Genomic DNA, 15,648 nt, shown 5'->3' on the forward strand with positions numbered 1-15,648 from the left:
CGTATTGCGATCCAAAGTAAACGCAAAGTGCCCTAGGGGGTTTTGTTGCGGGCAAACCGCCGTTATCAGCCACGTCATGACGCAGACCTTCACCATAATCCGCCTGGGGCATCAGGGCGACGGTATCGCCGATGGCCCCGTCTATGCTCCGCGAACCTTACCCGGTGAGGTGGTGAGCGGTACTCTGCACGGTCAGGTTCTGACCGATATCCGGGTGGACAGCCCATCCGATCAGCGCGTGAAGGCCCCATGTCGGCATTACAAGGCCTGCGGTGGGTGCCAATTGCAGCATGCCTCAGACGCGTTCGTGGCCGACTGGAAGGTTGCGGTGGTGCGCAACGCGCTGGCCGCGCAGGGGCTCGATGCCCCGATGCGGCCCATTCACACGTCGCCCGATCGGTCCCGTCGTCGGGCGACGATTGCCGTACGGCGGACGAAAAAGGGCGCGCTGGCCGGATTTCACGGACGGGCGTCGGACACGATCACCGATATCCCGGATTGTCACCTGCTGGACCCCGCATTGATCGCCGCCATTCCGGCGGCCGAGGCTTTGGCCCTGTTGGGTGGCAGCCGCAAGGGTGTGCTGGCTGTGACGCTGACCCTGTCCGAGGGCGGGCTGGATGCGGCGGTCAAAGGCGGTAAACCGCTGGACGGCCCGCTGGAGCTGGCTCTGGCGCAAGAAACCGAGAAACACGGGCTGGCAAGGCTCAGCTGGGATGGCGAGGTGATCGCGATGCGGCAGGCCCCGTCGCAGCGGTTCGGATCGGCCGCAGTCACGCCCCCGCCCGGGGCGTTTTTGCAGGCGACAAAGGACGGAGAGCAGGCTCTAACACAGGCTGTTTTGGAGGCAACTCAAGGGGCAAAGCGGGTCGTCGACCTGTTTGCAGGCAGCGGCACATTCTCACTGCCACTGGCGCAGATGGCCGAGGTTCATGCGGTCGAGGGCGAGGCCGAGATGACGCAAGCCTTGGATCAGGGCTGGCGCAGCACGACCGGTCTGAAACGCATCACGGTCGAGGCGCGCGACCTGTTTCGCCGCCCCTTGATGCCGGATGAACTAAAGCCGTTCGACGCCGTTGTTCTTGACCCACCCCGCGCCGGGGCCGAGGCACAGGTGGCAGAACTGGCGCAGGCACGCCCAGCGGTCATTGCCTATGTCTCATGCAATCCGGTCACCTTTGCGCGCGATGCCAAAGCGCTTGTCGATGCGGGCTATACCCTTGAATGGGTGCAGGTCGTTGACCAATTTCGGTGGTCGTCACATACGGAACTGGCCGCGCGGTTCGTGCTGAACCCCGCATCCTAAGGAGACAGGCAAGGCATGGGGTCCAAACAGCGTTTGCTGAACATTATCGAGGCACCGGCTTTTGGTCGGTTCATCACCGGCGTCATCATCTTCAATGCGATTCTGTTGGGGATGGAAACCTCGCCCGTGCTGATGGAAGCTGCAGGCCCGCTGATCGTGACGCTCGACAAGTTGTGCCTAGCGATCTTTGTCGCCGAAATTGCGATGAAGCTGATCGCCACCGGGCGTAACTTCTTCAAAAGCGGCTGGAACCTGTTTGATTTTCTGATCGTGGGCGTTGCCCTTGTCCCCAGTGCGGGTGGCCTGTCCGTGTTGCGGGCGCTGCGAATCCTGCGGGTTCTGCGCGTGATCTCGGTCGCGCCGCGACTGCGCCGGGTGGTCGAAGGGTTCATCTCGGCCCTGCCGGGCATGGCCAGCGTATTCCTGCTGATGGCGATCCTGTTCTATATCGGCGCGGTGATCTCGACCAAGCTGTTCTCGTATTCCTTCCCGGACTGGTTCGGCGATCTGGGTCTGTCGGCCTATACGCTGTTCCAAATCATGACACTGGAAAGCTGGTCCATGGGCATCGTGCGCCCGGTGATGGAGGTTTATCCCTACGCCTGGCTGTTCTTTGTGCCCTTCATCATGGTCACCACTTTTGCTGTGGTGAACCTGCTGGTCGGTCTGATCGTGAATTCGATGCAGGATGCGCACCATGCCGAGGATGAGGTGAAAACCGACGCCTACCGGGATGAGGTGCTGGAACGGCTGGAAGCCATTGAACAACGACTTATTCAGCAATCAAACATCAAAAAGTGATTTCAGTTTTTTGATTTTTTGGCATAATACGCAAAAAAAGAGCAGCAGGCAGTGAAACATGGATCGTCGAGCATTTGGATTGGGGGCGATGGCAACGCTGAGCCTTTCGGCTTGTGCCTCAGCCAGCCCCAGATTTCTGACCTATAACGGACCCGAGGTGACGTCTCTTGTGGTGAACAAGGGCGCGCGCAAGCTTTATCTTTTGCATAACGAGCAGGTCTTGCGTGACTATGACGTTGATCTGGGTTTTGCGCCCCGGGGCACCAAGACCAAGCGTGGCGATGGTCGCACGCCCGAAGGCACCTATCTGATCGACCGCCGCAACCCGCGTAGCCGGTATCACCTGTCTTTGGGGATTTCCTATCCCAACTCGGAAGACATCGCGCAGGCCAAGGCCGCAGGTGTCGATCCGGGCGGCGACATTTTCATTCACGGCCAGCCCAACCTGCGGTCAGAACTGCGGCGCGCGAAAAAGACGCCGGATTGGACAGCGGGCTGTATCGCGGTCAAGAATGACGAGATGGAAGAGATCTACGCGATGGTTGGCCGGGGTACGCTGATCACTCTGCGCCCCTGATCGGTCGCCAATCGCCGAATCCGAATTGCACGAAGTCGCGCTGATAGGTTTCTGCTGCCAGCGTCTGCATTTTGGCATCGCAGATTTCGTCCAGGCCATAGGGTTCTTCCGGAGTACCATTTTTGGGCATCGGCGGGTTTGCGTGGCCCAATCCGCGCGCCAGATCAGGCAGGGCTGGGTTCAGGTCGTCTTCGCGCAGGATCAGGTCGGGCAGGGCGAATTTCGAAACCCCTGCCAGCGCTTCTGATTGGGTGCACCAAGTTGCATCCACCCGGATCGGCGTCTGCCCGGCAAGGTTATGGCGCAGGAAGGTCAGGAAGGCGGAAAACGCCTCATAATGCTGGTCCATTGAATAGTTGTGCGCGCGGATTTGACCGGGGATTGGCAGTTTGAAGCGGTTGCGCAACTGTTTGCGGATGTCCTCGTAACACTCTGGTCCGGTGTTCAGGATATGTCGACAAAAGGCCGTATGCGCGCGCGCCAGCGGGTGGCGCAGCACGGTGAATTTACGGTGTCCGGGCGTGGCGCGCATCCAGTCTTGCACCTCCTGCCGCGAGGGGCTTGTTATCAGGCCATCTGTGCCAACATTGTCCAGCGTGGCCATCCACTGATGAATGACCGGATCGATTCCGCCGTGCACCGGCATATAAAGCAGCCGAGATTTTGGCGCGATCACATACCCTTCAACCGCCGGTCCGCGTTTTGGTTCGAAATACGGGCTGCGGTGCATGGACAGCAGGTCAAGCCCGGACAGGTCGCTCTGCATCTGGTCCGGATTTGTGACCTTGGACAGCGCCGGGATCGGGTTTTGCGGTTTCAGCAGGTCGTCCAACTGGCTTAGGCGCGCCGGAATGCCCAGCCAGTCGGCCAGCCCGTTCAGAAGGTCCAACCGGGTCAGATCGTCATAATCGATGTAAAATGCGCTTTGGCCGGTGCGTTGCAGGTGGGTGTGGACCTGACGCAGGAAGCCTTGGCACTGATCCAGATAGTCCGAGAACTCTGGCCCATCAAACTCGACCTGTGCCTCAAGCCGCCGTTTGATGTTCTTCAATTGCCATTGCTTGGTTTTGCGCACGATCTTCAGCGACAGGTAACTGTCCAGAGGGTTACGCGTCAGAATGATCTTGGCGCAGCGCGGGTCGTTCAGGACCGGGTCCAGCACCCTTGGGTCGTGTTCCTGAAAATAGCGAAAACCGTTCAGATCGCCTGTATCTGCGCGCATGGCCTCGATAAGCCGCGTCGGATTTTCGTCGCGCTCTTCCAGCGAGATGCCCAGCACGTCCTGCGCTTTGACGCGGCCAATGAAATGGGGATTGAACGCCTCGCCATGGCAGGTGATTCCGTTCAGTGCGTTCAGGTTCGACTCCAGCAGGTTCGAACCGGTTCGCATCGCAGCCAATACGATGAAATAGTCAAACTTACGCGTCATCGGCGATCACTGCACCAGATAGGGTTTGCGATATGGCTTGGTCTGCGTGCCGAAAACGTCGTCGGCAGGGAAATCCCCCATCAATTGCGGGTGCATGCCCTGGTTCTTCAGGTTTTGCAGGAATTGACCAAAGCCGGACAGATCGACCATGGTCGGCGCTTCCGTCAGGTGACTGGCACCTTGGGTGCCGATCTCATCAATGATTGTCTGCAAAGGCTCCATCGGGGCCTCGATGAAATCCGCCAGGGTCCAGCTGCGGACGTTCGCCTTGGTCCAGACCGAGGTCAGAACCTCAAGCTGTTTGCTTTCGATCCGTTGCAGGCGCGCAGCCTCGCATCGGATATCCGCGAAGTTCATGTTCGAGCGGAAGAGCGGAATGGCCCATGCCCCGGTAATGACCGAGACCTGGGCGTTCTTGTCGCGGGCCATGAACCAGTTGATGGCCTGCGTGTCATTTGGGCCGAACTGAAAACACTGACGCTCACCCCGCGTGTTCCAGATCAGGTTCGACAGAAAGGCGGTCGGGTTGTAGTCCCGAAGGGTGGCGCAATCGCTCAGCGCGCCGTTGGTGATTGTCTGGCCTTGGGCGAACTCGGCCCGATCGGGTCCGAACAACCGCCCGTGCACCCGTGCCCCGGTGACCGAGGTCAGCCAGGTTTCAAAATCCTCGAACAATTCGCCAAAGCCCTGAAACATGGAATAAGGCGATGAGGTCAGGCCGTTTTCACTGCCATGCCTGGGGAAGCGGCCCTGCATGTAAAGACCGTCGCGGCCATGGGTGCGCCGCTCGACCGCTTTGGAAAACACCCGGTCGATCTTGCCGGGGTTCGGCTCGGCCGGTTTCATCGCGCCGGTCTGATCGGTCAGAAAGGCCTGATACAACCGATCCGCCCGCCACCAGATTTTGCGCGCAACAAAGCAATCCGACCGGCGCAGCAACTGTAGGTGATCGTCGTAGAAGATATGCGGCCGGCCTTGATAGTCGAACTTGGACAAGGTTAGCGAGCGGCTTTCGATATGTGTCGAATACAGCCGCGCCAGCGTCTGGAAATAGCTTTCATCGGGTATCCAGACCTGCCGGAAATAGCGGTCATAGGTCTTGCGTTTCGGGTCCTGCAAGATCGCGGACAGGGTTTGGCGGGTCAGACACCACCATTGGCTGCCCATATGGGGAACCAGTCCCTCGGGGATACTGCGGCGCAGGCCCAAGCGGCGTTGCAGCTTGACATAGGCATCAAACAATTTGCGCTGCTTACGCCATGAAAACGGAAAGCGCAGCGTGAAGCGTTCGTGATCCAGCCCGCCAATGGTCCAACTGACATCGGCGGTGGTGGCGCTTTCGATGAAATCGACGCGGGGCCGGTCGGACAGGTAGTCAACCAGCTCCTGCACCGGGCGCAGCGGCAGGCAGGCCCCTGAGGACAGGAACACATGCCGCACGTCCGGAAACCGCTCCAACATCAGTTCGGATGCGGCCTGCGATCCGGCAACGATGCCCCAACCGCCCCAGTCGCATTTGTGACGCTCGGAAAACACGATCAGCGGATCATCCGCGCAAGAGGCGACGAATTTCGAGAACACATCGCCCGGCACCTTACGATCCACATGGATCACCACCGGGCATCCCGCTGCCGTCCAATGCCGGGCGACCTGTTCGGCGCGGTCCAATGCGGTATGCACCAGCATGACGATGCCCAAAGAACTCATGCCCAGTTTCCTTTTGACATGAGGCCCAGAATCTCAAGCTGTCGCCAGTTGATATAGGTTTCGGACCAGTCGCACCAGAAGACGGGCTTTTCGTCCAGACCATCGACATAGGCTTTGTATTCGCCCGACCCGCGATAATGCTGACCGCGCTGCAACTCCTCACGCGCCTTGTCGCCCAGCGTGTCGATCAGTTTGGCATGTAGCAACGCGCCACTGGCTTTTTCACCGCCCCATTCGTCATAGACCTGGTTCAAGCCGCGCGGCAGCAGCGAATGGGTCGAGCTGACATAGACATAGCGCCGGTCCCATTTCACCAGAGGGATCTTGTTCAGCGCAGGCGCCTTTGACGGGTTGTCGCGAAAGAACACGCGCGCGCGGGGGCCGCCTTGAATCCACAGGTTCTTATACTCGGGGTTCTTGGTGATCATGTAATTGCCGGCATCAAACCAGCGCGCGATTTCGAACGGGTCCTGCCCTTCGTGATAAGGCTCTGCGTCCACCGGCCCCTGCGGATACATATCAATCAGCATGGTCCCGAAACTGCGCACCGCGCATCCATCCAGCCAATCGGTCAGCGCCCGGATGGGCCGTGTGTCGCAGAAGGGATAGATGAAGAACTCATCGGGATCGACGGTCAGTACCCAGTGTTTATGGGCGTATTTGCGCAGCAAGTAATTCGACCAGTCCAGCCCGAACCCCGCGCGTTTATAGCTGGTCTTTGTTCGCCAGACCGAGACATCGGGTTGTGATTTCAGGAACTCGCAAGTGCCGTCATCGCTGTCATTGTCCACAAACAAAAAATGGTCGATACCCAGTTTGCGGTAGTAGTCCAGAAAAAAGGGCAGGCGTATCTTTTCGTTGCGCACCACGCTCATCAGCAGAATATCTTCGCGGCGAATGGCGGCGGTGTTGTTGCTGACGGGCCCAAGCTCGCGCCGTCGTCTGACGCCGCGCAGGATACGGCGTTTGCGCCGCAACCTCATCCGATACGAGTCCCACAGGCTCACGTGATTATCCAACCTTTGTTTTGCCGCGAGCGTCCTCCGCCCCCCTCAACGTGCAAAAAGGGTCGGGTTAATGCCGATTTATGCCACCTATGCATCTTGCAGGGCAATGGATTTAGAACCGGTTAGCGGTGAACATGGTTTTTATGCACATGTTTTCGCCCATTACGTCCATCCTCCGGCATTCATTAACCCAAGTTGCTGCAATTGTTCCCACCCTGCATAGCGCGTCGATTGAGCGGTCCAAAGGGTCGGGCGATTGATAATCCCATCATAATATGGCCCGAATTGGTCAGGGTCATGAAAATGCTGGCGGCGCTGCTTCTCGATCCGCGACTTCTCGACGATCTCGGGCAGGAATTTCGTGTGGAGCAAGATACCGGAAGGTGCCGAGCCTCCGGGTCCGTCATAGGCTGCGTTCAAGTGCCGGGGCAGGGCCGAGTGGCAGGAATTCACATAGGCGTAGCGGCGGCACCAGCGTATCAGCGGGATCTTGTTCAGGGTCGGAGATCGCTGTCGCGTCGTGGCAAAGAACATGCGTTCACGCGCACCACCCTGAACCCACAGATTGCCCGCCGGGCTTTGACGCTGGGCCCGATATGGCCCGGCATCGAACCAACTCAGCACTGCTGTCGGATCGCTGTCGGGGTCATAGCTTTGATCCCCCAACGGGCCGTCGGGATACAAGTCCAGCATCAGCGCGCCAAACGCCCCGCGCCCTGTCTGGTCCAGCCATTTTGTCAGATCGCGCAGCGAGCGTGTGTCGTGATGGGCATAGATCAACAACTCATCCGCATCCACCATCAGACACCAATGGCGATGGCCATGGCGCATTTGCAGCAATGTCAGCCAGTCCAACCCATAGCGCGAAGCCCGATAACTTGCATGGGTTTGCCATAGCGAGACATCGGGCTGATCCAGCAGCAATTCAGCCGAGCCATCGTCGCTGCCATTGTCCACGATCAGAAAGTGATCGACCCCGAGGCTGCGATAATGGTGCAGAAACCAGGGCAGGCGCGTGATTTCGTTGCGCAGCGTGGTGAAGGCCAGAATGCTGCCGCGCGTGATCTTGTCGGTCTGATCGTTCACGCTGTTCAGTTGATGTCGGCTGCGCCATGCGCGCATTAGCAGACGGCGGCGTTTCCAGCGCAGACGGTACATCTGGGCCCATCCGATTTGGGGCAGGGGCTGTACCGATGCGCTGGTCAATCGGGCCTCATTGCTCGTAATGGCCGTTCTGATGCCAGCGCCATGCGTCGGCAATCATCGTCTCTAACGTTGACCTTTTGGGCTTCCACCCCAACTCGGCCTCGGCGCGGACAGAGCCGGAAACCAGCTTGGTGCAATCGCCTTCGCGACGCGCCCCGACCGTATAGGGCACCGCGCGGTTGGTAACGGCCTTGGAATGTTCGATGACTTGCAGAACCGAAAAGCCCGAGCCGGTGCCAAGGTTGAAGACCCGGCTGCCTTTGCCCTCTTCCAGCCAGTTCAAACCCAGCACATGCGCGTCAACCAGATCGCAGACATGGACATAGTCGCGGATACAGGTGCCGTCCGGCGTGTCGTAATCGGTGCCAAATACAGTCAGCCCGTCCCGTTTGCCGTCAATTGCGTCCAGCATCAGCGGCACCAGATGGGTTTCAGGGCGGTGAAACTCACCCACTTCGCCATCCGGGTCCGCGCCCGCGACGTTGAAATAGCGGAAGATTACGTGGCGCAGCCCATGCGCGGCCTCGAAATCGTGCAGGATATCTTCGATCGCGCGCTTGGACGCGCCATAGGCGTTCAGCGGGTGCTGCGAGGTTGTCTCATCCAGCACCACATTGTCATGCTCACCATAAGTGGCGCAGGTCGATGAGAACACAAAGTCCAGACACCCTGCCGCAACCGCGGCCTCGATCAGCGTCAGCGAGCCGGTCACGTTGTTGGACCAGTATTTACCGGGCTCTTTCATCGCCTCGCCCACCTGGCTGAGCGCGGCGAAATGCATCACCGCCACTGGCTGGTGTTTCGCGAAAACCTCGTCCAGACGGGCGCGATCCAGAAGGTCGCCCTGTTCGAACGGGCCGAATTTGACCGCATCCTGCCAGCCGGTGATCAGGTTGTCATAGGTGACGGGCACATACCCGGCCTGTGACAACGCCTTGCAGGCATGGGATCCGATATAGCCAGCGCCACCGGTTACAAGAACAGTTTTCATATGCGATCCGTAAGGTCAGAGTTGGAGGTTCCTACGCCATGGCAGGTGCGAAGGTCATGGGGAAAAGAGGTCACTCCAGACCCATAGCGGCCATCATCTCTTCGATCTTCGGTACGTCCTGCGGGTTGTTCAGCTCCCAGAACTGGCGACCTTTGGCTTCGACCTCGACGCACAGAACCTTGCGCCCGTTTTCCATGAAGCGCAGCTGTTCCAGACCTTCCAGCTGTTCCAGCGGTCCGGTTGGCCAGCCGGGATAGGCGGCCAAAGCATCGGGCCGATAGGCATAGACGCCGACGTGATGAAAGACCGGGGTGGGTGCGTCGTCTTCATAGGTTTCGGCTGTGAACGGCACGACTTCTTTCGAGAAATACATCGCGCTGTTGTCGCGCGCGAAAACGGCTGTGGTGCCGCCGACACGCCCATGTTTGCGGTCGTTCAGCAAACTGTTCAGCGCATCGCCGTCACAGCGCAGAACCGGGGTGGCCACACCCGCATCAGGTGCCGCGCGCAGGCCCGAGATCAGATCCTCGACAAACCAATGTGGCGTCAAAGGTGCATCGCCTTGCAGGTTCACGACGATCTCATAGCCACCGCCCAGTGCGGCATGCGCTTCGGCGCAGCGTTCGGTGCCGTTCTGGCATGCTTCGGAAGTCATGACGACTTCGGCCCCGAAGGCCTCGGCGGCCTCGCGGATACGGTCGTCATCGGTGGCAACAACCACCTTGTCGACGCCCGAGACGGAACAGGCCGCGCGCCAGGACCGTTCGATCAGTGTCATCGCCTTACCGGTCGCGCCGGTCAACGGAACCAGAGGCTTGCCGGGATACCGGGTCGAGGCATAGCGGGCGGGGATGGCGATCAGAACAGACATCAGGCTTCCTTCAACTCAACACCCGGAGCGTAGGCGATAAAGAACGGATTTGCATAGCCGTCCTTGCCGTAGGTCAGCGGGGAATGGTCGTCAAAGCGAACCACCTGACCGCCCGCGCCCGCCAGCACCGCGTGACCGGCGGCGGTATCCCACTCCATCGTGCGCCCGACACGGGGGTAAAGATCAGCCTCACCCGTTGCCACCAGACAGAATTTCAGCGACGAGCCCGCGCTTTTGCTGTCCTGCACCTGATATTTGTTGATGTAATCCTCGGTCGCCTGATCCCGGTGCGATTTGGACGCAACGATCAAAAGCGCCGAATTGTCTGGTTCAGAGACTGATATTGCGGTCAGGTCGCCGGGCTGGTCCTTATCCAGCGCACCGGTTTCCTCGACCGATTGGCCATCGGCCTGCGTGTAGAACATGCGCCCCTTGGCTGGCGCGTAAACAACGCCCCGCGTCGGAACCCCGTTTTCGACCAGGGCAATATTGACCGTGAAATCCCCACGCCGGTTGATGAATTCCTTGGTGCCATCCAGCGGATCGACGATCAGGAAAGTGTCACCTTTCTCGGAATGCGAGGCGGCTTGCTCCTCGGTCACCAGCAGAATATCGGGAAACGCTGCGCGCAGCCCGGCCGAGATCAGGGCATCTGCGGCCTCATCCGCTTCGGTCACGGGGCTGGCGTCAGATTTGACCTTTACGTCGAAATCATCCGAGTTGTAGATCTCCATGATCTTGTCGCCTGCTTCCAGGGCCAGACGTCGGATGACGGGGATAAGCGCGTCGTAGGTCACAAAAAAGCTCCGTTTACGTGGTTTGTTGATCCAAATCTCTGACGGACTTATGATGTGCCGGTTACCGAACGGCAAGGTATTCGTGCCAGATTGACGGCAGCAAAACGGGAAAGACCCTTCGAGTGTTTTATTTTAGGCGTAACCAAACGCTGCTGAGCGGTGCGTTCACCACAGCCGAACTGGTGTTCCACGCCGTGGTGCGCAGCGTGCGCGCGCGGCATTCCAACGCGGTTATTGCGATCCTGATCAACATTTTGCAGGTCGTTCTGATGGCTTCGGTGTTTTACCTGATCATGTCCTTCATGGGTACACGCGTCGCCAAAATCCGGGGCGAATTTGTCCTGTATGTTTTGTCAGGTGTTTTCCTGTTCATGACGCATATTCAATCGGTTGGCAGCATTTCGAAACTTGGCGGCAAGAACAGTCCGATGATGCTGCACTCGCCCATGAACCCGATGGTCATGATCCTGGCCGCCGCGTTCGGCACGCTTTACAAGCAATTGATGTCAGTTCTGGTGATCCTGTTCGTCTACAGCCTGGCGGTCGCGCCGCTTGAGGTTCAGGATCCCGGCGGCGCGTTTGGGATGTTCATTCTGTCCTGGTTCACCGGCTGTTCGGTTGGTTTGGTGTTTATGGCCTTAACCCCATGGTTTCCGACGGCCGCCGGGATGCTCAGCAACATTTACCGCCGTCTGAACATGGTGTTTTCCGGTAAGATGTTCATTGCCAACGCATTGGGCGGAAGCGTTCTGTTGATGTTTGCGTGGAACCCTCTGTTTCACCTGATCGATCAGTGTCGGGGCTTCGTGTTTCGCAACTATTTCCCCCGCAACACCAGTTGGGAATACGCGTTGTGGGTTGGAATAGCGCTGCTGATGATCGGTTTGCTGGGCGAGTTTTTTTCCCGCAAGCACATGTCCCAAAGCTGGAACGCCCGCCGTTAGGTTGCCATGCGCATCGTCAGGTTGATCCGTCCGCCTTTGGGCAACAACCGCGATGATCCGGGCCGGATGCGATCAACGCCGTGATAGGTCAGCCGGGCCGGGCCGCCCATGATGACGACGTCGCCCGAACTCAGCCAGATCGATTCCGTCTTGCCGCCGCGTGTCGTATTGCCGATCCGGAACAGCGCGTCGTCGCCCAGTGACACGGACAGAACGGGCCAGGAAAAATCAGCCTCATCTTTGTCCTGATGCAGCCCCATCTTTGCGTCCTCGTCATAGTAATTGATCAGGCAACAATCGGGCGCGCGATCCGGGCTGACCAGATCGCGCCAGATGGTCAGAACCGCCTCGGGTATGGCAGGCCATTTGGCGCCTTTGGGGTGGCGATCCTGATAGCGATAGCCCGATCTGTCGGTGACCCAACCCAGATCCCCGGCCGAGGTCATGCGCACGGACATCTCTTTCCCCGACGGCGTCACGGGCCGGAACAGCGGCGCGGCTTTCAGAATCGGGCGCAGCGCTTCGATCACCCGGGTCTGCTCGGCGCTGTCCAGATACCCTTTCCTGATGTCGAACCCCCGCAAAAGCAGCCGCGCCATCCCAGATTCCCCATTCCTTACTTAATCCTTGCCCAAAAAGGCCGCAGATTCGCGAAAAGCTGCGATTCAGAGTGCTTGCAGGCCTCTGGTCCGGCCCTTATATACGCCGGGACGCGCGTTGGTGTAGTGCTGTCGCGCACATCAGATCGGGGACAGGATGCCATAACGGGTCCGGCCCTCGGGACATCGCCTTGAAGAGAAAGGGATTGCAAAAATGGGAAAAGTCATCGGGATTGACCTCGGTACCACAAACTCGTGCGTGGCCATCATGGACGGCTCGCAGCCGAAGGTCATCGAAAACGCCGAAGGGGCGCGGACCACGCCCTCGATCGTCGCCTTCACCGAAGAAGAGCGTCTGGTCGGTCAGCCTGCGAAACGTCAGGCGGTCACCAACCCCGACAACACGATCTTTGGCGTCAAGCGCCTGATCGGTCGTCGTGTGGATGATGCAGAAGTCGAAAAAGACAAGAAAATGGTGCCCTACGCCATCGTCGATGGCGGCAATGGCGACGCGTGGGTCGAAGCCCGCGGTGAAAAATACTCCCCAAGCCAGATTTCGGCCTTCACTCTGGGCAAGATGAAGGAAACCGCCGAGAGCTATCTGGGTGAGGACGTCACGCAGGCGGTTATCACCGTTCCCGCCTATTTCAACGACGCACAGCGTCAGGCCACCAAAGACGCCGGCAAAATCGCCGGTCTCGAAGTGCTGCGGATCATCAACGAACCGACCGCGGCCGCGCTGGCCTATGGTCTGGACAAGGAAGACACCCAAACCATCGCGGTTTATGACCTTGGTGGTGGTACCTTCGACGTGACCATTCTGGAAATCGACGACGGGTTGTTCGAGGTCAAATCGACCAACGGTGACACCTTCCTGGGTGGTGAAGACTTTGACATGCGCATCGTCAACTACTTGGCGGATGAGTTCAAAAAGGAACACGGTGTCGATCTGAGCCAGGACAAGATGGCTCTGCAGCGTCTGAAAGAAGCCGCTGAAAAGGCCAAGATCGAACTGTCCTCGACCTCGCAGACCGAGATCAACCAGCCGTTCATCTCGATGGGTTCGAACGGTCAGCCGCTGCACATGGTCATGAAACTGACCCGTGCCAAGCTGGAATCGCTGGTGGGCGATCTGATCAAGAAATCGATGAAGCCCTGCGCCGCCGCGCTGAAAGACGCCGGCTTGTCGGCGGGCGACGTCGATGAGGTTGTTCTGGTCGGTGGTATGACCCGGATGCCGAAAGTGATCGAAGAGGTCACCAAATTCTTCGGCAAAGAGCCGCACAAGGGGGTGAACCCGGACGAAGTGGTCGCCATGGGCGCCGCCATTCAGGCCGGTGTTCTGCAGGGCGACGTCAAGGATGTTGTTCTGCTGGACGTGACCCCGCTGTCGCTGGGGATTGAAACTCTGGGCGGCGTGTTCACCCGTCTGATCGACCGCAACACGACCATCCCGACGAAAAAGTCTCAGGTCTTCTCGACCGCCGAAGACAACCAGAACGCCGTGACCATCCGTGTGTTCCAGGGTGAGCGTGAAATGGCCTCGGACAACAAGATCCTGGGTCAGTTCAACCTTGAAGACATCCCGCCCGCACCGCGCGGTATGCCGCAGATCGAGGTGACGTTTGACATCGACGCCAACGGCATTGTCTCGGTTTCGGCCAAGGACAAAGGCACCGGCAAAGAGCAGAAGATCACCATCCAGGCATCTGGCGGCCTGTCCGACGAGGACATCGAAAAGATGGTCAAGGACGCCGAAGAGAACGCGGAAGCCGACAAGGAACGCCGCGAGCTGGTCGATGCCAAGAACCAGGCGGAAAGCCTCATCCACTCGACCGAAAAGTCGATGGAAGAGCATGCCGACAAGGTTGACCCGACCACCATCGAAGCCATCGAGTTGGCAATTGCCGCGCTGAAGGACGAGCTGGAGACCGAAAATGCCGACAAGATCAAGTCGGGCATTCAGAACGTGACCGAAGCCGCCATGAAGCTGGGCGAAGCCATCTACAAGGCGCAAGCCGAAGAGGGCGAAGAAGAACCGGCAGCAGCAGATGCCGCGCCGGGCGATGATGACATTGTCGACGCCGAGTTCGAAGATCTGGACGACGACAAGCGTAACTAACGGGTAACCGGGCCAATGCGGGCCGGTCCGGTTGCCGGGCCGGCCCGATTACGTTGAGGCAGAAGGAAACACTGATGTCAAAACGCGACTACTACGATGTGCTCGGCGTGACCAAGGGCGCATCGGCGGACGAGATCAAAAAGGGTTTTCGCAAGAAAGCCAAAGAGTTGCATCCCGACCGCAACAAGGACAACCCGGATGCCGAGGCGCAGTTCAAGGAAGCCAACGAGGCTTATGACGTGCTGCGCGACGCCGACAAGAAAGCGGCCTATGACCGGTTTGGTCATGCCGCATTCGAAAACGGTATGGGCGGCGGCGGCCGTCCCGGCGGCGGCTTTGGTCAGGGTGATTTTTCCAGCGCGTTCTCGGACGTTTTCGACGATCTGTTCGGCGATTTCATGGGTGGGCAGCGGGGCGGTGGCGGCGGACGTCGGGCCGCGCGCGGCTCGGACCTGCGCTATAATCTGCGTGTGTCGTTGGAAGAGGCTTACGCGGGGCTGCAGAAAACCATCAACGTACCCGCCGCAGTGGCCTGTTCATCCTGCGAAGGAACGGGGGCCGAAGGCGGCGCAGAGCCCACCACCTGTCCGACCTGTTCCGGCATGGGCAAGGTTCGCGCGCAGCAGGGGTTCTTTACCGTTGAACGCACCTGCCCGACCTGTTCGGGATTGGGCCAGATCATCAAGAACCCATGCAAATCCTGCAATGGCGCGGGCCGTGTCGAAAAAGAACGCGCCCTGTCGGTGAACATCCCTGCCGGTGTTGAAACCGGTACCCGTATCCGCTTGGCCGGTGAAGGCGAAGCCGGAATGCGCGGTGGCCCTCCGGGTGATCTCTATATCTTTGTGGAGGTTTCGGATCACAAGCTGTTCGAACGCGACAGCGTGAACCTGTATTGCCGCGTGCCGGTCAGCATGGCCAAGGCTGCGCTGGGTGGGTCGATCGAAGTTCCAACCATCGACGGTGGCCGCGGTCGGGTGCAAATCCCGGCAGGCAGCCAGTCGGGCCGTCAGATGCGTCTGCGCGGCAAGGGCATGCCCGCCCTTCGCGGTGGCGGTGTTGGCGACATGTTCATCGAACTGGCCGTGGAAACTCCGGTCAACCTGACCAGCCGACAGAAAGAGCTTCTGCGTGAGTTTGATGATCTGGGGGAAGATAACCACCCGGAATCCAAAAGCTTTTTCTCGTCCGTCAAGTCCTTTTGGGACGGGATGAAGGGTTAAGGCGGACTGCCTCTATTAGGGCGGTCGTCCGCTATTGGGGGCTCTGCCCCCGCCGCCCGTACCGGGCG

Annotated in this window: 14 protein-coding genes; 6 read left to right on the forward strand and 8 right to left on the reverse strand. The window is 59.2% G+C overall.

Annotated elements, in window-relative coordinates; translation table 11 throughout:
• Positions 1–76: 76 nt before the first annotated feature.
• Genes ACR0AC_RS09240 through ACR0AC_RS09250 form a run of 3 tightly spaced genes read left to right on the forward strand, consistent with a single transcriptional unit; the run spans position 77 to position 2,684 of the window.
• Entirely contained in the window at positions 77–1,306 is a 1,230-nt protein-coding gene (locus ACR0AC_RS09240; protein WP_480872955.1) for a class I SAM-dependent RNA methyltransferase, read from the forward strand.
• 15 nt (positions 1,307–1,321) lie between these two features.
• Positions 1,322–2,107, forward strand: coding sequence for an ion transporter (locus ACR0AC_RS09245; RefSeq protein WP_170453387.1), 786 nt, complete (start codon positions 1,322–1,324; stop codon positions 2,105–2,107).
• A gap of 58 nt (positions 2,108–2,165) precedes the next feature.
• Entirely contained in the window at positions 2,166–2,684 is a 519-nt protein-coding gene (locus ACR0AC_RS09250) for a L,D-transpeptidase family protein (RefSeq protein ID WP_170453388.1), read from the forward strand.
• Here ACR0AC_RS09250 and ACR0AC_RS09255 read toward each other — a convergent pair.
• The 7 genes from ACR0AC_RS09255 to cysQ form a co-directional block, all read right to left on the reverse strand.
• On the reverse strand, positions 2,668–4,113 hold the full coding sequence (locus ACR0AC_RS09255; protein WP_480872958.1) for a nodulation protein NodH: 1,446 nt from the start codon (positions 4,111–4,113) through the stop codon (positions 2,668–2,670). The genes ACR0AC_RS09250 and ACR0AC_RS09255 overlap by 17 nt on opposite strands.
• Positions 4,114–4,119: 6 nt before the next feature.
• Positions 4,120–5,820 (reverse strand): DUF5927 domain-containing protein, encoded by a 1,701-nt coding sequence (locus ACR0AC_RS09260; protein WP_170453390.1) that lies wholly within the window; start codon positions 5,818–5,820, stop codon positions 4,120–4,122.
• Positions 5,817–6,803 (reverse strand): glycosyltransferase family 2 protein, encoded by a 987-nt coding sequence (locus ACR0AC_RS09265; RefSeq protein WP_170453690.1) that lies wholly within the window; start codon positions 6,801–6,803, stop codon positions 5,817–5,819. Before ACR0AC_RS09265 ends, ACR0AC_RS09260 begins: the two co-directional genes overlap by 4 nt.
• Before the next feature lie 186 nt (positions 6,804–6,989).
• A complete protein-coding gene (locus tag ACR0AC_RS09270) occupies positions 6,990–8,033 on the reverse strand; it encodes a glycosyltransferase family 2 protein (RefSeq protein WP_480872960.1) in 1,044 nt (347 codons plus the stop codon).
• A gap of 7 nt (positions 8,034–8,040) precedes the next feature.
• Complete coding sequence (galE, locus tag ACR0AC_RS09275) at positions 8,041–9,024, reverse strand: UDP-glucose 4-epimerase GalE (RefSeq protein ID WP_170735571.1); 984 nt, start codon at positions 9,022–9,024, stop codon at positions 8,041–8,043.
• Positions 9,025–9,094: 70 nt separating this feature from the next.
• Positions 9,095–9,895, reverse strand: coding sequence for a 3-deoxy-manno-octulosonate cytidylyltransferase family protein (locus ACR0AC_RS09280; protein ID WP_480780808.1), 801 nt, complete (start codon positions 9,893–9,895; stop codon positions 9,095–9,097).
• The gene (cysQ, locus tag ACR0AC_RS09285) at positions 9,895–10,692 is read right to left on the reverse strand and encodes a 3'(2'),5'-bisphosphate nucleotidase CysQ (RefSeq protein WP_480780807.1); all 798 of its coding nucleotides are present in this window, start codon (positions 10,690–10,692) and stop codon (positions 9,895–9,897) included. Before cysQ ends, ACR0AC_RS09280 begins: the two co-directional genes overlap by 1 nt.
• Before the next feature lie 122 nt (positions 10,693–10,814).
• On the opposite strand from cysQ, the gene ACR0AC_RS09290 reads away from it, so the two are divergent.
• Positions 10,815–11,636 (forward strand): ABC-2 transporter permease, encoded by an 822-nt coding sequence (locus ACR0AC_RS09290; RefSeq protein ID WP_170453394.1) that lies wholly within the window; start codon positions 10,815–10,817, stop codon positions 11,634–11,636.
• Here ACR0AC_RS09290 and ACR0AC_RS09295 read toward each other — a convergent pair.
• The gene (locus tag ACR0AC_RS09295) at positions 11,633–12,235 is read right to left on the reverse strand and encodes an alpha-ketoglutarate-dependent dioxygenase AlkB family protein (protein ID WP_480626492.1); all 603 of its coding nucleotides are present in this window, start codon (positions 12,233–12,235) and stop codon (positions 11,633–11,635) included. The two genes, ACR0AC_RS09290 and ACR0AC_RS09295, sit on opposite strands and share 4 nt — an antisense overlap.
• Before the next feature lie 214 nt (positions 12,236–12,449).
• Here ACR0AC_RS09295 and dnaK point away from each other — a divergent pair, with 214 nt between their 5' ends.
• Together dnaK and dnaJ are read left to right on the forward strand one after the other, a co-directional pair.
• The gene (gene dnaK / locus ACR0AC_RS09300; protein ID WP_170453396.1) at positions 12,450–14,357 is read left to right on the forward strand and encodes a molecular chaperone DnaK; all 1,908 of its coding nucleotides are present in this window, start codon (positions 12,450–12,452) and stop codon (positions 14,355–14,357) included.
• A gap of 74 nt (positions 14,358–14,431) precedes the next feature.
• Positions 14,432–15,580, forward strand: coding sequence for a molecular chaperone DnaJ (dnaJ, locus tag ACR0AC_RS09305; protein WP_170631510.1), 1,149 nt, complete (start codon positions 14,432–14,434; stop codon positions 15,578–15,580).
• The last annotated feature ends 68 nt before the right edge of the window (positions 15,581–15,648 follow it).

Source organism: Ruegeria sp. H7 (assembly GCF_056532945.1).